The organism is Endozoicomonas sp. ALC020 (assembly GCF_049275935.1).
Taxonomy (GTDB): domain Bacteria; phylum Pseudomonadota; class Gammaproteobacteria; order Pseudomonadales; family Endozoicomonadaceae; genus Endozoicomonas_A.
On the sequence record NZ_CP184830.1, the window covers coordinates 293,269 to 312,187 of the forward strand.

General features: G+C 47.0%; 21 protein-coding genes. 7 read left to right on the forward strand and 14 right to left on the reverse strand.

Features of this window, described 5'->3' with window-relative positions; genetic code table 11:
* The first annotated feature begins 4 nt into the window (after positions 1-4).
* A complete protein-coding gene (gene sctV / locus ACOJUO_RS01085; RefSeq protein ID WP_422134861.1) occupies positions 5-2,092 on the forward strand; it encodes a type III secretion system export apparatus subunit SctV in 2,088 nt (695 codons plus the stop codon).
* A 112-nt stretch (positions 2,093-2,204) separates the two neighbouring features.
* Here the strand turns inward: sctV and ACOJUO_RS01090 are convergent, their stop codons facing one another.
* Both ACOJUO_RS01090 and ACOJUO_RS01095 read right to left on the reverse strand, forming a co-directional pair.
* Entirely contained in the window at positions 2,205-2,738 is a 534-nt protein-coding gene (locus ACOJUO_RS01090) for a GNAT family N-acetyltransferase (protein ID WP_422134862.1), read from the reverse strand.
* A gap of 73 nt (positions 2,739-2,811) precedes the next feature.
* Positions 2,812-3,117, reverse strand: coding sequence for a hypothetical protein (locus ACOJUO_RS01095; RefSeq protein ID WP_317145494.1), 306 nt, complete (start codon positions 3,115-3,117; stop codon positions 2,812-2,814).
* Between the two features lie 235 nt (positions 3,118-3,352).
* Here ACOJUO_RS01095 and ACOJUO_RS01100 point away from each other — a divergent pair, with 235 nt between their 5' ends.
* From ACOJUO_RS01100 to ACOJUO_RS01120, 5 genes are all read left to right on the forward strand, one after another.
* Complete coding sequence (locus ACOJUO_RS01100) at positions 3,353-3,631, forward strand: hypothetical protein (protein WP_422134863.1); 279 nt, start codon at positions 3,353-3,355, stop codon at positions 3,629-3,631.
* Between the two features lie 168 nt (positions 3,632-3,799).
* Complete coding sequence (locus tag ACOJUO_RS01105; RefSeq protein WP_422138696.1) at positions 3,800-6,130, forward strand: DUF1631 family protein; 2,331 nt, start codon at positions 3,800-3,802, stop codon at positions 6,128-6,130.
* 65 nt (positions 6,131-6,195) lie between these two features.
* Positions 6,196-6,519 carry an Hpt domain-containing protein gene (locus ACOJUO_RS01110; RefSeq protein ID WP_422134865.1) on the forward strand — a complete coding sequence of 108 codons (324 nt, stop codon included), beginning with the start codon at positions 6,196-6,198 and terminating at the stop codon, positions 6,517-6,519.
* Between the two features lie 246 nt (positions 6,520-6,765).
* A complete protein-coding gene (locus tag ACOJUO_RS01115; RefSeq protein ID WP_422134866.1) occupies positions 6,766-7,338 on the forward strand; it encodes a sigma-70 family RNA polymerase sigma factor in 573 nt (190 codons plus the stop codon).
* Positions 7,323-8,015, forward strand: a complete 693-nt coding sequence (locus ACOJUO_RS01120) for an anti-sigma factor (protein WP_422134867.1) — start codon at positions 7,323-7,325, stop codon at positions 8,013-8,015. The genes ACOJUO_RS01115 and ACOJUO_RS01120 overlap by 16 nt, the downstream gene beginning before the upstream one ends.
* 42 nt (positions 8,016-8,057) lie before the next feature.
* Here the strand turns inward: ACOJUO_RS01120 and ACOJUO_RS01125 are convergent, their stop codons facing one another.
* Both ACOJUO_RS01125 and ACOJUO_RS01130 read right to left on the reverse strand, forming a co-directional pair.
* Positions 8,058-8,747: an SDR family oxidoreductase gene (locus ACOJUO_RS01125; RefSeq protein WP_422138697.1), complete on the reverse strand. Its 690-nt coding sequence runs from the start codon at positions 8,745-8,747 to the stop codon at positions 8,058-8,060.
* On the reverse strand, positions 8,740-9,744 hold the full coding sequence (locus ACOJUO_RS01130) for an adenosine deaminase (RefSeq protein ID WP_422138698.1): 1,005 nt from the start codon (positions 9,742-9,744) through the stop codon (positions 8,740-8,742). The genes ACOJUO_RS01125 and ACOJUO_RS01130 overlap by 8 nt, the downstream gene beginning before the upstream one ends.
* 200 nt (positions 9,745-9,944) lie before the next feature.
* On the opposite strand from ACOJUO_RS01130, the gene ACOJUO_RS01135 reads away from it, so the two are divergent.
* The gene (locus ACOJUO_RS01135; RefSeq protein WP_422134870.1) at positions 9,945-10,664 is read left to right on the forward strand and encodes a hypothetical protein; all 720 of its coding nucleotides are present in this window, start codon (positions 9,945-9,947) and stop codon (positions 10,662-10,664) included.
* A 70-nt stretch (positions 10,665-10,734) separates the two neighbouring features.
* Here the strand turns inward: ACOJUO_RS01135 and frdD are convergent, their stop codons facing one another.
* The 10 genes from frdD to ACOJUO_RS01185 form a co-directional block, all read right to left on the reverse strand.
* Positions 10,735-11,085, reverse strand: a complete 351-nt coding sequence (gene frdD / locus ACOJUO_RS01140) for a fumarate reductase subunit FrdD (RefSeq protein ID WP_317145485.1) — start codon at positions 11,083-11,085, stop codon at positions 10,735-10,737.
* An 11-nt stretch (positions 11,086-11,096) separates the two neighbouring features.
* The gene (locus ACOJUO_RS01145; protein WP_422138699.1) at positions 11,097-11,483 is read right to left on the reverse strand and encodes a hypothetical protein; all 387 of its coding nucleotides are present in this window, start codon (positions 11,481-11,483) and stop codon (positions 11,097-11,099) included.
* Positions 11,483-12,229 carry a succinate dehydrogenase/fumarate reductase iron-sulfur subunit gene (locus ACOJUO_RS01150; RefSeq protein WP_422138700.1) on the reverse strand — a complete coding sequence of 249 codons (747 nt, stop codon included), beginning with the start codon at positions 12,227-12,229 and terminating at the stop codon, positions 11,483-11,485. Before ACOJUO_RS01150 ends, ACOJUO_RS01145 begins: the two co-directional genes overlap by 1 nt.
* Before the next feature lie 14 nt (positions 12,230-12,243).
* Complete coding sequence (gene frdA / locus ACOJUO_RS01155; protein ID WP_422138701.1) at positions 12,244-14,046, reverse strand: fumarate reductase (quinol) flavoprotein subunit; 1,803 nt, start codon at positions 14,044-14,046, stop codon at positions 12,244-12,246.
* Positions 14,047-14,490: 444 nt separating this feature from the next.
* Positions 14,491-15,156, reverse strand: coding sequence for an HrpE/YscL family type III secretion apparatus protein (locus ACOJUO_RS01160; RefSeq protein ID WP_422134874.1), 666 nt, complete (start codon positions 15,154-15,156; stop codon positions 14,491-14,493).
* Positions 15,135-15,842, reverse strand: coding sequence for a SctK family type III secretion system sorting platform protein (locus tag ACOJUO_RS01165; protein ID WP_422134875.1), 708 nt, complete (start codon positions 15,840-15,842; stop codon positions 15,135-15,137). The genes ACOJUO_RS01160 and ACOJUO_RS01165 overlap by 22 nt, the downstream gene beginning before the upstream one ends.
* Positions 15,839-16,630, reverse strand: a complete 792-nt coding sequence (sctJ, locus tag ACOJUO_RS01170) for a type III secretion system inner membrane ring lipoprotein SctJ (protein ID WP_422138702.1) — start codon at positions 16,628-16,630, stop codon at positions 15,839-15,841. The genes ACOJUO_RS01165 and sctJ overlap by 4 nt, the downstream gene beginning before the upstream one ends.
* A 78-nt stretch (positions 16,631-16,708) precedes the next feature.
* Complete coding sequence (locus ACOJUO_RS01175; RefSeq protein ID WP_422134877.1) at positions 16,709-17,125, reverse strand: EscI/YscI/HrpB family type III secretion system inner rod protein; 417 nt, start codon at positions 17,123-17,125, stop codon at positions 16,709-16,711.
* A gap of 62 nt (positions 17,126-17,187) precedes the next feature.
* A complete protein-coding gene (locus tag ACOJUO_RS01180) occupies positions 17,188-17,559 on the reverse strand; it encodes a hypothetical protein (protein WP_422134878.1) in 372 nt (123 codons plus the stop codon).
* 76 nt (positions 17,560-17,635) lie between these two features.
* Entirely contained in the window at positions 17,636-18,910 is a 1,275-nt protein-coding gene (locus ACOJUO_RS01185) for a TyeA family type III secretion system gatekeeper subunit (protein WP_422138703.1), read from the reverse strand.
* Between the last annotated feature and the right edge of the window lie 9 nt (positions 18,911-18,919).

Below are 18,919 nucleotides of genomic sequence, written 5' to 3' on the forward strand. Positions count from 1 at the left end.
AAGCATGAATCCTGTCGTCGCAGGGCTTAATAAACTGGGCCAAAGAAATGACCTGATGCTGGCAGTCATGCTGGTAGCCATCGTCAGTCTCATCATTTTGCCCATGCCCACCGTTCTGGTGGACTTTCTTATTGCCCTTAACATGGGGCTCTCTTTCATCCTGATGATGACGTCTATCTATCTGTTATCTCCGCTGGAATTCTCTTCGTTTCCAGCAGTGCTTCTGGTAACGACCCTGTTCAGGCTGGCACTGTCCATCACCACTACCCGACTGATACTTCTCCAGGCTGATGCTGGTGAAATCGTCTATACCTTCGGTAATTTTGTGGTCGGCGGCAACTTGATTGTCGGTATCGTAATCTTCCTGATCATCACGATTGTGCAGTTCCTTGTCATCACCAAGGGCTCAGAGAGGGTTGCAGAAGTCAGTGCCCGTTTCTCACTGGACGGTATGCCCGGTAAACAGATGAGTATCGACGCCGACCTTCGTGCCGGCTCCATCGAGATGGAAGAAGCACAAAAACGTCGGGAACTGGTGCAGAAAGAAAGTCAGATGTACGGCTCCATGGATGGCGCCATGAAGTTCGTTAAAGGTGATGCCATCGCGGGTCTGATCATTATCTTTGTGAACATCACAGCTGGTGTTGCCATTGGTACCATGATGAACGATATGACGGCAGGTGAGGCATTGCAGCTTTATGCCATACTGACTGTGGGCGATGGTCTGATTTCACAGATACCAGCTCTGCTGATCTCCATCACCTCCGGTATTATCGTCACCAGGGTCTCCAACGAAGACTCCAAAGATCTGGGTAATGAAATTGGTGGACAGCTGCTCGATAAACCCAAAGCGCTTCTGGTTGGGGGCGTTCTGCTTCTTGGCTTTGCCCTGATTCCCGGTTTTCCCACATTCATATTTCTAATGCTGGCTCTGATAATTGGTGGTGGTGGCTATTACCTGTTGAGGAAGGCCTCCCGCGAGATGGCTCAGGAAGCCGAAGGCGGAATTCCAGCCATGGCCGCTGCGACTGAAACAGCCGGAGATGCCAAGTCCAGACTGGATCAACAGGAAGAGTTTACACAAACCCTGCCACTGATTATTGATGTACCGACTTCCATTCAGGAAACATTGAACACCCAGATGCTTAACGATGAGCTTCTGAAAGTTCGAAAAGCTCTATACATGGATCTCGGGGTTCCCTTCCCTGGTATCCATCTTCGCTTTAATGACTCGATGATGGACAACACCTATTCCATCATGCTTCAGGAAGTTCCTGTGGCGAACGGCCATTTCAGACCGGGTTATGTCTTCGTGCGCGAAACCATCGACCATCTGGAAATGCTGAAAATACCTTATGAGCAGGAAGAAGATTTCCTACCCAGCCTTGATACGCTGTGGGCAGAAGAAAGCCAGAAAGAGAAGTTGGAAAAAAATAATGTTAATTACATGGATGCCCCTAAAATCCTGACATTTCATCTGGCACATGTATTGAAAAAATACGCAGAAGAGTTCATTGGCATTCAGGAAACCCGATATTTGCTGGAAAAAATGGAATCTTCATTTGGCGAGCTGATAAAGGAAGTCCAGCGTCTTCTACCAGTCAATAAAATCACTGAAATATTCCAGCGACTGGTCTCAGAAGACATCTCGATCAGAAACCTGAGGTCCATACTCCAGGCACTGGTCGTCTGGGGCCATAAAGAAAAAGAAGTGGTTCAGCTAACTGAATACGTCCGCTCATCATTGAAACGATACATCAGTTACAAGTATTCGAATGGTAAAAACATGCTGCCCGTATATCTTCTTGATCAAGATGTAGAAGATACCATTCGTGGTGGCATCCGACAGACGTCGGCAGGCAGTTACCTGGCCCTTGATCCGTCCCAGTCTGCTCGCTTTGTCGAGAATGTAAAAAACACAGTGGGTAAAATTGGACACCTTGAACATAAGCCTGTCCTGATCACATCCATGGATATTCGCAGATACGTCAGGAAACTTCTGGAACTGGAAGTTTATGATCTGGCCGTATTGTCCCACCAGGAGCTTACTGAAGAGATCACAGTACAACCTTTGGGTCGTATATCACTTTGATCAATGCTGATAACTCAGACAGCCTATTCTCTTTAGTAGAAAGGCTGTCTGCTTAGAAAAGAAAGTCAGGGAATGAAGACAGATCTTCTTTTAAAGGACGTTAGCTGGAGGATTATTGAAGATCAGAGCGAACCAGACCGTAAACGTATTGATCAAAGTAATCTTCACCTTTGAAAATATGTTTTCGGAGGACACCTTCGAGTTGGAAGCCGCACTTTTCGAGTACTTTCCCAGACCCCTTATTGTAATCAACAACATCGGCATAAATGCGAACCAGACCCATTTCGTCCATAGCATACTGGGTAACCCGGCTGAGAGCTTGAGTCATTACCCCTTTACCCCAGTGAGACTCAGATAACCAGTAGCCGATTTCAGCCGTAAAGCGATGAACATCCAGTTGGGTTACAAAGCCGATCTCACCGATGGCCTCCCCCTGATGATCAATCACAAAACGGGAATCAGCTTCATTTTCCTTCACATGCTGAATCCATGCCCTGGCGTGCTCTATCGTATAGGGGTGAGGAAAACTGTCCCTGAGATTCTTGGCCACATTCCAGTTGTTGCCATGACGTGAAAGTGATGGTGCATCACCATAAAGAAAGCTTCTAACACAATATCCGTTACCCAGATCAAAGCGCATATCCATAGCCTGACATGATCAATTTATCAGGTATTCAATCGGCAAAATACTGTGTGACTGAAGAGAGGCATAAGGTCTGTTACTGCCTTTTTTTCATTTTATCCAACATAGCATCAACAACAGCTCTTGCTTCATCCTGCGCATCGGGCATAGTGTCAGGGTTAAGGTCGGGAGCTACACGCCATTCAATGACGCGTTTGGCAAGTTTTCGAGCCAGAACGCCAACGATATCATCAAGGTACTTTTCATCCAGCATGGGCAAGTCCATAAACCGAAGGTGTACTAAAAGCTGCTCCGATTTGCCTTCTTCTTTCATGTGGATAGCAAAATCGCCTGCGTCTGATGTGCTCTGACTGATGGTCAATGTGAAATGTTGGCCACTCATAACATTCTCCAAACATAACTAATCCAGTTGTCGGCGAAGCTATGGCGGGCTTTAAGGTATGCCCCCCCTGTTCTTACACAGATTGGAAATAAAAATCCTTGATCCATAGAACAACCTCCATTTCGCTCTCAGGTAAACTTTCAGCCCACTTAGCTACAATGAAGAATGTTTGTGGGCGATATAAGCAAGGATAGACATAACCGCTCATCAGAATATTCAACCCAGGGAGAGAACCATGATCACAAACCATGACGCTGAACCCATCCAGCCTTCCAACCGTGGTCAAGTTGAACCGACCAAGCCGGTACAGCCAATTGATGCGGCTGAGGCTGAGCGCTTTGCTAATCTCAAGAAGCAGGCAGAGATGAAAGAAGGTGAGGCTAGTGAAGTCGAAGACGGCATGATCAGCCCGGAAGAGCTTCAAAGGCAGATCAGGGAGAACCTTTTCAAAAATGGCTTTAACAAGGCTATGGAGAAAGCTCGGGAAATATCTAAAGAGTTAAAAGAGGGCTAACCCTCTAGCTCTTTTACTTTTTTTTGATAGATTTCAATAGGACAAATAACTACATGCATTGGCTTGAGGCATAACCTGAGTCTGTTTCAGGCCAGTTAGACAGGCCACTCAATAAAAGGACCAGAGCCAAACTCAGATCTGATTGTCATACAAGGAGTAGTAAGATTTATGACAGGAACGTTGAGCAATGTTGTAACGCTACCGAGTTCGGCAAAACTCTCTCAGGTCGGTGAAATAAACACCGTTCTCATTAATGCTTTCCAAAAGAGGATATTCCCCCCTGTCGATCCTATTCTTACTGACCTGATTCAACATCTGGTAGAGCTTTCTGAGGCTGGCGAAAACAATGTTCAAATTATGCAGTTCATGGAAGCCAGGCAGAACCTGATAAGATCAGAAAGTGAAATCATAGAATACTTCCGGATGGAAGTATTAAAACATTTTCATGATTTTGAAGAAGAGGACAATACAAACACCTCCATATCCCAGGGTGAGTTGTCATTAATTGACAATGGCGATCTTGAGAAAAAACTGGCGTGGCAGTCTGCCGCCAGACAGCTCAGCATGAATGACCATCTTCAATACTTCAACAATATTCAAAACAGGCTGTCCGGATTAATCCATTATGAGCCGGAGAATAATCCACTCGGTGCTCAGAAGATCTGTGAGAGTTTTGCGCAGGCACTATTTCCCGCTCAGCTGGAACCGGAACTGACCCAGGAGCTGCTTTTACAATTTGCTGTCAAGATAAAGCCTGCAGTGATGGAGCTCTGGCATGAAGTAGACGATTACCTTGACTCTATCGGCCTTGAAATCAGTAAACCGGCTACAAAAATTGCAGAAATACCTGAAGATGAACCCTTTTCAAAATCGAAACACATTCAAGTATTATCAGCGGGGAACAGCAGAGATGCTGTTCCCCGAAATAAGCAAGAAGCGCCTGCACCTGATACGAGTCAAAAAACGGAAGACTCATCCCACATCTGGAATGAAGCATTCATAAATGAGCTGGCAAACAGGCTGCTTTCCAGAGTAGAAGGACTCCTGAATGCTCCGTCAAAGGCTCCTGATGCTACGGTGAGTTGCGATGCCAGTCTGTTTGCCAGCGTCGAGCTAGCCAGCACCCTGACATCTATACAAGAAGAGCTCTCAAGTCAAAATGCCTCTATCTTCAGCCTGGCAGAGTCTATAAAAAGCGCTTTGAAAGACAAAGGCGTAAAACAAAAACTATCACCAAGGCACCGTGACCTTATCAACGTGGTCGGCATGCTGTTCGAGTTTATTCTGGACGATCATGAGTTACCGGATGAAGTTAAAAAACTGATTGGCTTACTTCAGATTCCCGTTTTAAAACTGACTTTGCTGGAAGAAAATTTTTTAACCGATCGCCACCATGCGGCAAGAGAATTGCTCAATGACATGACTTCGGCTGGCATGCGTACGACACTGGAGCCAGAAACCGAGAAGCCAGTCATCGAGTTGATTGAAGACACCATCAAGTACATTATCAAACACTTCACAGAAAACCCTGAAATATTTTCCATTTGTCATAAAAACTTTAACGAAAAGCTACTTAAAATCAGGGGTTCCATAGAGCAGAATCAAACCACGACAGAGCCCAATCAGACTGAATCTGCCGTACATGAAGAGGTTGACATTACCGAGGCTATTGATCCCGAAGCTGAGACAGGCGAGGTTAACAACGAGCTCCAGTTCATCATCTCCAATCTTATTTCTACACACCAATATACAGTACCAGAGTCCATGAAAAAGCTGGTTAATGACGTTTGGTCTGATATTCTGGAGAGTGTCCTTAGTCACTCAGAATCAACAGACGTTTCATGGTTCGATGCCATCAATACACTGGATATTTTGTTATGGAATCTACAAACTGATCACCGTGACTCAGTCTCAACTCAGGACTGGCTTCTGTTGAAAACTATGTTACTCGACTACCTCAACAAAACCAGTCATGACCCCTTTATCGTAGTTGAATGGATGAATGATTTGGACGCACTAATATCAATACCCAGTGAATTCCCCAGAGAAGAAGTCATTACTGTATCCCCCGAAGATTCAACAGCAGAAGAAGTGCATCCAGAACCGGATACCGAAGAGATCGTACTCCAGAGTAAGAGGTTAGATGATTCTGACCTTGAATTAGGTGCTCTTACCCCTGAAGTCGATGATAATGTTTCAGAAGATGACGAAGTCAGCGAAAAGAATACTCTTGATGAACATACCGGAGTGCAACTAATTGTAGGCCAATGGGTTGAATTCATAGGCAAGAAGGATCAGCATTTCCGTTGCAAGCTCTCCTCTATCAATGCAGTCACCCATCGCTATACCTTTGTTAACAGCTCTGGGATGAAAGTTGCCGAAATGTCCGGCTATGCACTCAAGTCCGGCATAGAAAATGAGCGCATCCGTATTATTGAAGACACTCAGTTCTTCGATAAGGCTCTGCATGCCGTGATGAACAAATTCCTGAAGTTTTAACATCTATCGACGACACATATTCTGAATGCTCTCCAGAACTGATCAAGATAAAAAGGAGGTATCCATTGATCGACCTTGGGAATCTGCGACAGCTCACCGAGGAAGATGCTCCTCTCATGCAGACGCTTCTGGATGAATTCCTGAACACCACAGAAGAAGATCTCAGGTCTCTGGATCAAGCGGTTGAAAAAAAGATGCATCAAGAGATCGCCAGCCTGGCACACCGAATCAAAGGCTCTTCTATGATTGTGGGAGCCAGCCAGCTGATACAGCTGACCAATGAGCTCGAAGAAGTCGGCAAACGCGCTGAAAATGAGAAGTTCGAATCATTACTTTCTGCTATCAAAGAGTGTTACAGCGGTGTTTCTGAAGCTATCAGAAAGCTGTAAAGACCACGACTACAGTTGTCTGACGGGAGCTGTACTCAAACCGGAAAGATCCTGCCGGATAATCTCAGCAGCCAATGTTACCGGAAGCATTCCGATGACCCGGATCAAGGCTACAGAACCACTGTTGCATGCACTCTTTGTCTGTTTTAAGACAGTCAGACAGGATACGAGTCTTTTATGGAGGTTTGATGGGAGCGATTTATCCGGTAGAGTAACGCCTCTTAACCCATAAACAGAACGTGCGGAATGAGTCTGACCTCCACCCCACTATCAACACCCTCTCCACAGAGCCTTGCTAAAGACTTGGCCAGGTGTGCCCGGGGGGAACAAAAAGCCTTAAAAAATCTTTACCAGCAGACTTCGGCGAAACTCTTTGCCGTGATCCTGCGTATATTGAAAGACAGGGAGCTTGCTGAAGACTGCCTTCAGCAGGTTTATATCAAAATCTGGCAGGCATCATCCAGCTATAACAGCAGCAAGGCTGCTCCTATGACCTGGATGAACACCATTGCCAGAAATCAGGCACTGGACCATTTGCGAAAGCTGAAACGAGAGCCCCAGATGGAAACGGAAACCCTTGACTTGCAGGTCGACCAGAGTTCCAGCCAGGAACAAATGGTGACGGACAGGCAGAACAGTCAAGAGGTTCACCGCTGTCTGAAAACTCTGAATGATAACCAGAGACGCTGTCTGGAACTCAGTTATTTTGATGGAATGACTCATCAGAATCTTTCTAACCAGCTGGAGGTTCCTATTGGCACCGTGAAAACATGGATTCGACGTGGACTGATGAGGTTGAAGGAATGCATGACCGCTTAGACCTGAGCAATCCTGATGAAAGAAATCAGGCTGCAGCAGACTATGTGCTCGGTTTGCTGACGCCCGATGAAAAAGCTCAATTTGAAGTATTGATGGCCGTGAGCCACGATGCTCAGCGTGAAGTTGATGAATGGCGAGAGCATCTGGATGTTCTGAACGAGGCTTTACTTCCTGTGAAGCCGCCAAAATATATCTGGAAAAATATTCAGAAAGCCACCAGCAACAAAGAATCATTCTGGAGCAGCCTGAAGTTCTGGCAAGGTACCGCTTTTGCCTCTGTTGCCCTGGCTCTTTTGATGGCTCTGGCGAACTTCCAATCGGTCAACCCGACAGGTATGGAGTACGTTTATGTCGTCAATAATCAGGAAAAAAGCCCCGGGTGGATTCTCAACGCATCTCTGGGCAGTAAAAAGCTGGTCATGGAGACCGTTCAGCCTGATTCCGTCCCTGAAGGGAAAGCCTGTGAACTATGGTTGATGATGGATGGTGTTGAGCCCATTTCTCTGGGAATGCTGCCTGAATCAGGCACTAAAGAGATGACGATACCCAGGGGGTGGGCAGAAAAGCTTTCCAAAGCGAAGATTGTAGTCACACTGGAGGACCAGAAGGGCGCACCCAACGGCTGGGATATGGGGCCTGTTCTGAACAAAGGAAACTGGAGTACACGGACTTATTAAACTCATAGACACTGCCTGTAAAAGCAGTGTCTAACCTTATGATTACCAGGGGATCAGGGCACCGTCATAGTTAAAAAACTGACCACTGTTCTCCAGCCCAAGCCGCTCAATCACTGCAATCAGTCCTTTTATGGAGATTCGGCTATCAATCAGAGCATTGGGTCCACCCATATCAGTCAAAACCCAACCCGGGTGACAGATAGCAACACTGATTCCCTTATCCGACAGATCGTGCGCCATACTCTTGCCAACAGCATTTAATGCCGCTTTTGTGGAGCGGTAAATGTAGCTTCCACCGCTTGTGTTATCAGCGATACTGCCCATTTTGCTGGTCATCAATACAATCTTTGAACCCTGAGGCATGAATTCAACCAGCTCCTGCACCAGCAAAAGAGGTGCAATGGTGTTGACTTTCATGACCTTGAGCCATTCTTCAGACTCAACTTCGCCGAATTTTAGTCGCTGACCGTAGATGCCCGCATTATTGACCAGTATATCGATCTGCTCTCCCTGCAACGTGTTCTTCAGATTCGTTCTCTGTGCAGGGTGGGTGACATCCAGAGGCACCGTCTCCAGCTTTTCACGGTGTTGCTGCTTCAACCTCAGCAGATCTTCCGCTGACTCCGGTGCCCGACAACAGGCATAGACTTTGTCGCCTTTTTCCAAAAACTGCCTGCAATACTCAAGACCCAGACCCCGGTTTGCTCCGGTCACCACCACCGTTTTAGTCATCACTTAACTCCTCATAAAGACTGTCCAGACGAGCCAGATACTCAGACCTTTCTGAACGCTCAAGAAAACTGGCATTGAAGCTGTTTCGAATCAATTGATAAACAGACTGATCGTCCAACCCTAACGCTTGCTGCGTAGCACGGAAATTGTCATTGATATAACCACCAAAATAGGAGGGATCATCAGAATTGACAGTGACACAGAGTCCTTTGTCCAGCATCTGCTTAAGATTATGGTCTGACAGTCTGTCAAATACACACAACTTGACGTTCGAAAGGGGACACACTGTCAAAGGAATTTTGTTCTCAACCAGATATTGAACCAGACTTTCGTCATCCAGGCATCGAACACCATGATCAACCCGCAATACTTTCAGTGCCTTCAAAGCCCCCCAAATGTACTCTGCCGGACCTTCTTCTCCTGCATGAGCAACGGTCTTCAACCCAGCCTGTCTGGCTTTGTCAAAGACCTCGGCAAACATCTCCGGAGGGTTCCCCAACTCAGTAGAGTCGAGACCGACAGCAATCATTCTCTGATGCCAGGGTTTCGACATTTCAAACGTGTTCAGCGCTGCCCCGGCACCCAAGTGTCGGAGAAAACACATAATGATGTGACTGCTGATACCCAGCTGTTTCCTGCCATCCTGAAGTGCGGCATCAATGCCTTCAAACACAGTGCCAAATGCAATACCTCTATCGGTGTGGGTCTGTGGGTCAAAGAAAATCTCGGTATGGATCACATTGTCCTTTTGACAGCGCTCAAGATACGCCCAGGTCAAATCATAGAAATCCTGCCCGGTCTGAAGAACCCGGGCGCCGGCATAGTAAATATCCAGAAAGGATTGCAGATTGGAAAACTGGTAGGCATCCCGTACGTCGTCGATACTTTGGTAGGGAAGGCTGATTTTATTTCTTTCAGCCAGAGAAAACATCAGTTCGGGTTCCAGAGTACCTTCAATATGCAGATGAAGCTCTGCTTTGGGTAACGTGTCAATCATGGAAGAGTCTACCTTTTCATCTGCCATTGAGGAAAGTCGGGAGTTCATTCTTGAATGAATACTGCATTTCCACGCTAAAAAGAGCTATTCTTTCAGAAGATACTCACAATACTGCTCTGCCTGCAAATCAGGCAGCGATATCAGCAAGAATGCTTTCGCTTTCAGGCGTCCTTTCTTGCTAAAAACCACGGAATGGTACTATGTCGAAAATTGATGGCTCAGGACAACCGCTCCCCCAGACACAATTTGACCCCAAAAAACCCCTTGTCGATGAAGGCAATGCGTCTGCTGATCCCGCCCAAGCGAAGAAATATCTCTCATCAGAGAAGCCAGAGTCAGGACCAGGAAACAAGTCGATTCTCTCCAGAGGTATCAAAACAACGCCCTCGGAAGGCAAATTGGCGCCTGCAGAACTGGGCATGATGTTGGAGTTTTTTAAAGAGGGTGATTTAGTCGGTGCTCAGATGTCCATGGATCGCTTCATCAAGGACCTGAATCAACTGAATAAACTGATCTCAACCTTACCAAAAAATCAGTCAGATGGAGCCATGAAACTGTTAGCCGGCTTCGCTGGCCAGCTCACTGCTGAAGATATCGTCAGTAAACTGGTGGTTTCAGACGTTTCATTGACAGAGCAATTTGAACAAATCAGTGAGTATATGACTCAGCTGGGCACTTCAGAGAACCCGGTCAGAATCATTGCCAAAGTCAGGGCCCATGACTACCTCGATAACAGCAGGCTTGGGCAGGATCTTCTCCCGGAAATGGTTGAGCGTACGGAAAAAGAATGCCTCTCTTCTTTAAGTCAGATGATCAACAAACTGGGGGTGAAGTTACAGGAAGGGGAGCTGACGCCTGATCAGCAGAAGGCCCTGGAGCAGCAACTTCGTCAGATTCGCATCGAAATGTCCGCTTTATAACCGGGCTTAGAAAGAAGAAAAGCCGTCAAACACTGTCTGACGGCTTTTCTTGATCTGAAATCTCTTTAATTCAGACCAGTACCAGCATCACAGTCACCACACTCAAAACCAGAGTGGCTCCATAAAGCAGTGCTTTCAGCCCTGCCCCCGGATGAAAACCCAAATCATGCAGTCCGTGGTAAATCCGGTGGATACAGGCCCAGTAGGAAGGCACCAGGGCGACCAGAAGAACCAACTGTCCAATCAGGTTATTCAGGAAGAAACCTGACATTCTTTCATAAGAAAGCGCTTCTGCAGGAATCACGCCCAGAGATACCGCCAGGATCACCAGGATCACAGCCGGGAAGAAGAAGGCGATTGTCGTGCCACCAGCGCCAAACAGGCTCCAGAGCAACGGCTCAATATGTCTTTTCTGACTCATGACTCTCTCCCTCAAAACCGCACTAGAGCTGCAAAAATAATGACAGAAACAGCTGCCAGACCTGCATACATCAGTTTATTGACCACATTATCAGCCACTATCTTGCGAATCTGCTGAGGTAATACCCGTGGTGTCATATCAAAAAAGGTGACTGCATGAAACAGAGTCATCCCCAGTGTCACAACAGTGAACAAAATCATCAGAGGATTAGCCTGAAAGGACAGCCAGGCCTCCCAGGCATCTTTTCCCCGGGTTAGCTGAAGGATACCGAAGAACAGGTTGATACTGTATAGCGCATCGAACAGACAGGTTGCTTCCCTGACCATGTAGGTGCGGTAAAAAGGATGATCCTTATACCAGGTGCGCTTCATAGGACGCACATAAGGACGACGACTCATCACTTGCCTCCTTTACGTGGCATCAGGAAAGACAAAGCCCAGTCCTGGGCACCCTGTAACTTGTTCTGGTTGATAGCAGCAGCCGGATCGACATTCTTCGGGCAGACCTCTGAGCAATAGCCCACGAAGGTACAGGACCAAACACCATTCTTGCCCTGAATGACTTCGGTACGCTCATCATAACCATCATCCCGCGTATCCAGATTATAACGGTGTCCCAGTGCAATAACGGCTGGGCCCGTAAACAGCGGATTAATTCCCATTTGCGGGCAGGCTGAATAGCAAAGCATGCAGTTAATGCAGCTGGAGAACTGCTTGTAAAGGCTCAACTCTTTGGGTGTCTGTCTGTTCACACCTTCTGCAACCGGTTTTTCCATTGCGTTGATGATGTAGGGCTTAACGGACTCCAGTTTTTTGATAAAGTCTTCTGCATCCACCACCAGATCCCGCTCAATCGGGAAGTTAGCCAGAGGTTCTACCTTGATAGTGCCCTTGTAATCCCTCAGGAAGGTCTCACAACCCAGCTTTGGTGTTCCATTAATGACCATACCGCAGCTACCGCAGACAGCCATACGGCAAGACCAGCGATAGGCCAGGGAAGAGTCCAGTTCGTCCTTGATGTATTCAAGGGCATCCAACATGGACCACTCATCAAGGAAAGGCACCTCAAACTTGCCATAAACGGGCTTCTCATCGCTTTCCGGGTTGTACCTCAGAATCTCGATGTTGATTGTCTTGTGACTCATTTTCAGCTCTCCCGTCACTTTGTATCAGAAGCCGCAGCACTCTTTTCAACCACAGTGCCCTTCTCAGCCGCTGCACCGTAAACACGCTCTTCTGGCTGATAACGAGTAATATTGACGTTCTGGTAGTCCAAACGGGGAGCTGAGTCACCGTTATAGTAGGCCAGAGTGTGTTTCAGGAACTTCTCGTCGTCACGGTGTTCGAAGCCATCAATCCGCTGGTGAGCACCACGAGACTCCTTGCGATTCAGGGCGCCTACAGCCATGGTTTCAGCGACAGCGAGAGAGCTTTGCAACTCAAAAGCCTGCAAGAGCTCAGTGTTGAAAGCCTTGCTGCGGTCTTCAACCCGAACGTTACGAAAGCGCTCACGAAGCTCTGCAATCTTGTCGACCCCTTCCTGCATCTCTTCGCCGATTCGATAGATACCAAAACAACGCTCCATAGTTTTCGCCATCTCATGACGAATGTGAGAAGCTTTTTCAGTACCCTTTGCGTTGCGCAGGCTTTCGATGCTGGCCAGGTGCATCTTCGCCTGATCCATTAGCTTTTTCTCATTGGACATTACAGCCTGTTGAGCAAACCCGGCTGCTTTATCACCCGCCAGGGCACCGAATACCACCGTTTCTGCCAGCGAATTTGAGCCCAGACGGTTGGCACCATGCATACCTACGCTGGCACATTCACCCGCAGCGAAGAGGCCGGGAATATCGGCGGCACAGTTGATATCAGTCCGGATCCCCCCCATGGTGTAATGAACCGCAGGACGAACCGGGACAGGCTGATGAACAGGATCAACACCTACATAGTTTTTAGCCAGTGAGCAGATCAGCGGCAGGCGCTCCATCAGTGTTTTTTCACCCAGGTGACGAAGATCCAGCAGTACGGCATCACCCAGAGGGGTTTCAATGGTATTGCCCTTGCGCTGCTCATTCCAGAAAGCCTGAGAGAGCTTGTCACGTGGGCCCAGTTCCATGTACTTGTTCTTTGGCTGACCCACCGGTGTCTCCGGACCCAGGCCGTAATCCTGCAAATAGCGATAGCCATGCTTATTGAGGAGAATACCGCCTTCACCACGACATCCTTCCGTCATCAGAATTCCTGAACCGGGCAGACCGGTTGGGTGATATTGAACAAACTCCATATCTCTCAGGGGCGCACCCGCTCTCATAGCCATGCCATGACCATCACCGGTCACAATGGCACCATTAGTGTTGAAGCGGAATACACGACCAGAACCACCGGTTGCCATAATCACGGCTTTAGCCAGAAAAACCTTCGGCTCACCGGTTTTAACTTCAATAGCCACCACACCCTGAATACGGCCCTCTTCAACAATCAGGTCAGTAGCAAAGTACTCGTCAAAACGTTCAATAGCAGGATATTTGACAGATGTCTGGTAAAGCGTGTGCAACATGTGGAAGCCGGATTTGTCAGCAGCAAACCAGGTTCTCTCAATCTTCATACCGCCAAATGGACGTACATTAACATTACCATCAGGTTTCCTGCTCCATGGACATCCCCAGTGTTCCAGCCGAATCATTTCTTCAGTAGCATTCTGAACAAAGTAATCGACAGCATCCTGATCACAGAGCCAGTCACCACCCGAAACGGTATCCTTGAAGTGATTCTCGAAAGAGTCATGATCCTGAATAACGCCAGCCGACCCCCCTTCTGCTGCCACAGTGTGACTGCGCATCGGGTAGACTTTTGAAAGCAGTGCGATATTCAGGTTTGGGTCTTTTTCTGCAACCGCTATAGCTGCACGAAGGCCAGTAGCGCCAGCACCTACAATTGCAACATCGGTCTTAATGACCTGCATTTTATGCCAACCTCTTCTGAAGGTCCGGCCTTTCAGTCAGGCAGCAGCCTTCATCAAAACCGGACAGGGGTGAGTGAAATCGTCAGAAAGGAAACCTTTTGGGTAATCTCTGGCTACTGCCTGATGGATGGTTGGATTTTCAATGCTCACATTGAAAGCCAGTATAGCTCTATTCAATGCTCTTTATGGCTGATGCAATGACAGTGGCCAACCAAACCCATTAATAAGTTAATAAGTTGAATATACTCACTAAGAACATCTTAAACAATCAGTTCAAATCTCATAGTTATGAGTATTTAACACATACTGACTCTCACAGGGGGAGTACAATGTCCGAACCATTATTATTCACACCAAAAATACGGGTAAGCCAGTATCTGAATATGACTCAGGGACTGAGAAAAAACGATCAGGGAAGGTTATCGCGTTATATATGAATCACAATCATTTTGGCTCATCGAACATGGAGTGATCGTTGGTAATACTGGTTACAGCTTCAGAGTTAATTCTTTCAAAGCGTTTTTGTAGCGCCTTGATTTGCAGATCCACACTGGCATCAACAACCCCGATGTCACTCTCCATGATACAGTCACCGGTAGACAGACGCTCATCCGAAACAAGATCTATAAAGCCTACACCTTTGTATTCCCCCAGTATTTCATTGAGTCTTGCTTTAACCATCTTGAATTGACTGGGAGGGATACGTATGGTGACTTGCTTCTCATTTCTGACATGCTGTAGGGCATTTTTTACCAGACTTACGGCAAGTTCTTCCTGATCATATTCACCAATTATTTTTTTAATCCCCGACATCAGAATATCAGCCAGGGCTTTCTCCACCTCTGAGAGATAGTTTATGGTTCGACTGACAACCTTAAGCATCTGCTCAGCCTGATCCACCTTACCTTCTGCTAAACCTTCTTCAAAACCTCTCTGCTTTTCTTTCTCATAGGCCTGACGAGACTGCTCCAGTATTTCTCTGGCATGCTCCCGAGCTTTGCTGACGATTTCTTCAGACTCAAGATAGTCTGCATAATCTTGTGATTTCAGGACTTTCGCTGACGGGTCAATCGTCAACTGTCCGGAAGTCAGACGAACAGGTGACGCCATTCTCTATTCACCTCTTTATGAACTTTAACGACCAGTGTCTTGCACTGATTGATATCCAGGTCCGATTTCTCTGAACTCCGGTCTGAACTCCAGATAGTATCGCGAAATGAAACAGGCAGTTTTAATTCCAGCCTTTTGATAAAGGCAGGAGAACTCTCTGAGAAAGCCCTTCCAAGCACCTGAAAACCGGATTGCGTAAGATATCGTTTAAAACTATCGAGATGATCCCAGTCAATCAAAAAACTTGGCCCCAGATCAGTTCCGATGCGACTGAAAAACTGCGCCTTTTTAACCGCGAAACGAAACCCATCCTCACCCAACGTTTTCTTTAGCAACAGCCTTTCCCGCTTACGAAGGGTATTTCGAATAACACTTTCGTTGAGAATAATACCCAAATAAAAAGCCAGTTTTGTAATGGCTTCTTCGTCAGCCAGCGCTACTCTTTTGTGCTTTTCATCAAAGTCGTAATCAAAGTCGTTGCTAAGATCAAACTCTTTTAATAAAAAATGAGACAGATGAAAATCTGCATTACCGGCCTTTCTGAGCTGTTTGACCAATGGTGATAACTTGATGGTTTGCAACCAGCTGTGATGGATAAAGCGCACCAGGTACAGGTTAAATTCAGCAATGGACTGAAACAGTTCTAATTCAGGGTCCATCTGAAGGTTTGGTTGCTCTGTGTTCATTCAGTCTTCCTGACTTTCTTCTTGCCTTTCTTCATAAACATCATCCAATACAGTGCTCCACAACCAGCAAGGGTCATGACCAAAAGAAACAGGAGCCCATAGATAACCCCTCTCAAAGCCCCTGCAGAAGAAGGATTGACCTTAACGAAAAATACCGATTCCATTTTGGGTGCAGCACTGCTCCCCTGATTAATACGGGTAGCAGGAAACAGAGAAACCGTGATTTTATCCAGGGACAGTCCTTCAATACTGTTAGACACCAGTGTTTTGACCTTTGGAATGAAACCCGCCAGCTCCAGCTCTGGTGTGTACTTGATAAACACAGAGGCCGATGAAGGGTAATTGACGTCACTCAGAGAATCCTGCTCCTGAGGCAACACCACATGAACACGAGCGGTGATGACACCATCAATCATGGATAATGTTGATGAAAGCTCCTGTGACATGGAATAGGTATAACGAGCTCTCTCTTCAGTGGGTGAGGAGATCAGACCATCTTTCGGAAAAATATCACCAATGGAAGAGTACTTCTCCTTGGGATATCCATAACCACGCAACAACTTGATCGAACGTGAAACTTCGTCAGATGGCACCATCAGGGTCACCATCTTTTCTTTATTAATGAGCTTCTCTGCAGGTATGCCCCCATCCAGCAGGATAGCCAGCATATCATTGCCTTCCTTTTCAGAAAGACCAGAGTAGAGCTCAACCTTACACCCGGCCAGCAGAAAGCTGAGACAGATGACTCCCAGGTATTTCAGAGTACGGTGCACAGTTTCCTTGATCATGAACGGGTGACTCCGGCTGTATTTCTGGATCCAAAATAACCAGACAGCTGTGCACCTGCTTCAGGACTCCGTCAGGAATTACTGATTGCGCAGCAGAGTATCAAACGTCTGGGTACTCTTACTGACAATCTTCCCTATGTAGTCCTCGGTGACCATCAGGTTGGTCATGGCCATCTGGGTTTTAAACATGTCCTGCATGGTCATGGTTTCACCAGGCTGCAGGTTGGAGACGACATTCTCTTTACCTGCTTCAACATGCTCTCTTAACCCCTGCATACCTCTGAGAATCTTATCTCCCAGAGTCAGGGCTCCCCCTTCTGGCTGACCAACAGCTGATGCAGCTTGTATTGCCTGCTGTCCATCGGCATCACCTGACAGCAAGTTGCCAAATTTATCTGCCGCACCTGCATCCACTTTCTCCGGAACGGCAAAGGTTTCGGCAGATTCAAGTGCTTTCTCTGTCAGGCCTTTTGAGTTGATAATATTTTCGGCCATATAACAGACCTCTTGAGTTGGTCACAGTTTTCAGCAGGTCAAGCCTGCCACCCTACGGAGCATTAAGCAGCAAGCTGCTCAGATTGTCTTATTATTGTTTCGATAGCACTTTCGACGGTTGGACGGGAGAACTGTTCATTATTGAGATAAATCAACCAGACCAGTTCCTCTTCTCCTTTCAGTCCTGCCTGCAATGGCAGCACAAGTGACTGGGTGTAATGACACTTTTTTAGCGCGTAAACCAGACTTTTGGAGGCATCGAATCGGGACAATCCCTGAACCATGTAGACCAGAACACCCTCTTCCTGTGTCTCCAGATACAGGGTCCTTTCTGATTCAAATTCCATGCTGATCACTCCGGATACGCCGAAACTGAGTCCCTCAACACCCATTCCCCGGCCGATATCCGAAACCACCTCATCGCGCCAATCCATAGCTTGCTTCCCTCGTGCTAAACAGCTTTCACAGGCACGCCCTGCCCTTTTTCAGCTGTAGAGTCTTCAATGGTGGCTACTGAGATTTTTGTTCCTTCCCAGCAGCAAAAAAAGGCGTTTCAACTTTCTTACTTGATGGCAAATCCAGAGAGGCGGTTACTTCACCCAGAAAACTATCATCCAGCTTGGCATCCAGATCAGCCTCTTCAATGGCCTCTGACTCTTCCTCTTCAATTTTGGTATCCAGACTGTCTGTTGCCGCAGACAGCATATTCAGTTTGGTCTCATCATTGGTAAACACTTCTTCGGGAATGGACCTCACGATATCGACGATGGAAGTCAACGCAAAAATATGAGCTTCCAGTTTTTCCAGATTCATTTTTAACGGCAATTTTTCAAAATCAGACTCTGTCACCCACTGTTGATCGACGAGATCGAGCATCTCTTCCATCAGCACCAATCGAACGACTTTTTCTTCAGGGAATGTTCTTTCCAGCCTCTCTTCAGCTTCGCAACAGGCATCATGAACACCCGACTGAATCTTCAGCCCTTTCATATCATCAATAATGACTTTCAATCTGACCGGTGAAGTGGAGTGAGTGGTACAGTTCAAATCCGTCGCAAGGAGATCAAGTTGTCCCTGAATAGCTCCTTCCAGATTCTCTGCTCCGTAGGTTTCTACCAGATAGCGATAAGTTGTCTTGAGTGAACCGTCATCTCGCACATGATCCATCTTCGCTGAGTCAATGAGGTTGGCATAGCTTTCACGAACCGTACGAACATCAACATCAAAGCCCATCTCTTCGATCATCTCGGCTGCTGACTCAGAGATATTGAGGCCAGCCTGGATCAGTGTCGGGTTCTTTTCCCTGATGCTTTGCTGAGCCGTACGAATTTGATTGGCTTTTTCCTGGTCTCCCTGCTCTTCAAAATATTCCGCGGCAAAATCCAGTGCCGCAAATTGCTCAAGCACGTCGTCCGAAAATTCCTGGGCCTGCTTCAGAACCTGATTGGGGTTGAGATTGGTTTGATTACTGAAATTGTTAACCAGATCCTTGAATGCCTGGGTTTCCTGAATAGCCTGTATTTTCTTGATGCGCTCAAGCAGCTTGTCGGAGAGTTCTGAACCACTGGAGAGTTTTCTGTCTTTGAGTTTGGTTTGCTTGAAGCGGTCAGCGACCATGGAAAGCTCTTCTGCACTGTCAAGCAGCGCAGAAGTGGCATCAGACCGAACCTGAACCGTTTGTCCGGCAACCTTGCCTTTGGCTCCCTGGTTGCCTGCAACGTTCTGGTTACTCTCCAGAAACGATGGCGCTGATGCACCACCGGCCCTGTCGAGTGGAATAGTCATGTCATGCCT

Bases quoted from the DNA above. Each gene is read 5' to 3' on its own strand.
- sctV (WP_422134861.1), top strand. From the start codon at position 5: ATGAATCCTGTCGTCGCAGGGCTTAATAAACTGGGCCAAAGAAATGAC.
- ACOJUO_RS01090 (WP_422134862.1), bottom strand. From the start codon at position 2,738: ATGGATATGCGCTTTGATCTGGGTAACGGATATTGTGTTAGAAGCTTT.
- ACOJUO_RS01095 (WP_317145494.1), bottom strand. From the start codon at position 3,117: ATGAGTGGCCAACATTTCACATTGACCATCAGTCAGAGCACATCAGAC.
- ACOJUO_RS01100 (WP_422134863.1), top strand. From the start codon at position 3,353: ATGATCACAAACCATGACGCTGAACCCATCCAGCCTTCCAACCGTGGT.
- ACOJUO_RS01105 (WP_422138696.1), top strand. From the start codon at position 3,800: ATGACAGGAACGTTGAGCAATGTTGTAACGCTACCGAGTTCGGCAAAA.
- ACOJUO_RS01115 (WP_422134866.1), top strand. From the start codon at position 6,766: ATGAGTCTGACCTCCACCCCACTATCAACACCCTCTCCACAGAGCCTT.
- ACOJUO_RS01120 (WP_422134867.1), top strand. From the start codon at position 7,323: ATGCATGACCGCTTAGACCTGAGCAATCCTGATGAAAGAAATCAGGCT.
- ACOJUO_RS01125 (WP_422138697.1), bottom strand. From the start codon at position 8,747: ATGACTAAAACGGTGGTGGTGACCGGAGCAAACCGGGGTCTGGGTCTT.
- ACOJUO_RS01130 (WP_422138698.1), bottom strand. From the start codon at position 9,744: ATGATTGACACGTTACCCAAAGCAGAGCTTCATCTGCATATTGAAGGT.
- ACOJUO_RS01135 (WP_422134870.1), top strand. From the start codon at position 9,945: ATGTCGAAAATTGATGGCTCAGGACAACCGCTCCCCCAGACACAATTT.
- frdD (WP_317145485.1), bottom strand. From the start codon at position 11,085: ATGAGTCAGAAAAGACATATTGAGCCGTTGCTCTGGAGCCTGTTTGGC.
- ACOJUO_RS01145 (WP_422138699.1), bottom strand. From the start codon at position 11,483: ATGAGTCGTCGTCCTTATGTGCGTCCTATGAAGCGCACCTGGTATAAG.
- ACOJUO_RS01150 (WP_422138700.1), bottom strand. From the start codon at position 12,229: ATGAGTCACAAGACAATCAACATCGAGATTCTGAGGTACAACCCGGAA.
- frdA (WP_422138701.1), bottom strand. From the start codon at position 14,046: ATGCAGGTCATTAAGACCGATGTTGCAATTGTAGGTGCTGGCGCTACT.
- ACOJUO_RS01160 (WP_422134874.1), bottom strand. From the start codon at position 15,156: ATGGCGTCACCTGTTCGTCTGACTTCCGGACAGTTGACGATTGACCCG.
- ACOJUO_RS01165 (WP_422134875.1), bottom strand. From the start codon at position 15,842: ATGAACACAGAGCAACCAAACCTTCAGATGGACCCTGAATTAGAACTG.
- sctJ (WP_422138702.1), bottom strand. From the start codon at position 16,630: ATGATCAAGGAAACTGTGCACCGTACTCTGAAATACCTGGGAGTCATC.
- ACOJUO_RS01175 (WP_422134877.1), bottom strand. From the start codon at position 17,125: ATGGCCGAAAATATTATCAACTCAAAAGGCCTGACAGAGAAAGCACTT.
- ACOJUO_RS01180 (WP_422134878.1), bottom strand. From the start codon at position 17,559: ATGGATTGGCGCGATGAGGTGGTTTCGGATATCGGCCGGGGAATGGGT.
- ACOJUO_RS01185 (WP_422138703.1), bottom strand. From the start codon at position 18,910: ATGACTATTCCACTCGACAGGGCCGGTGGTGCATCAGCGCCATCGTTT.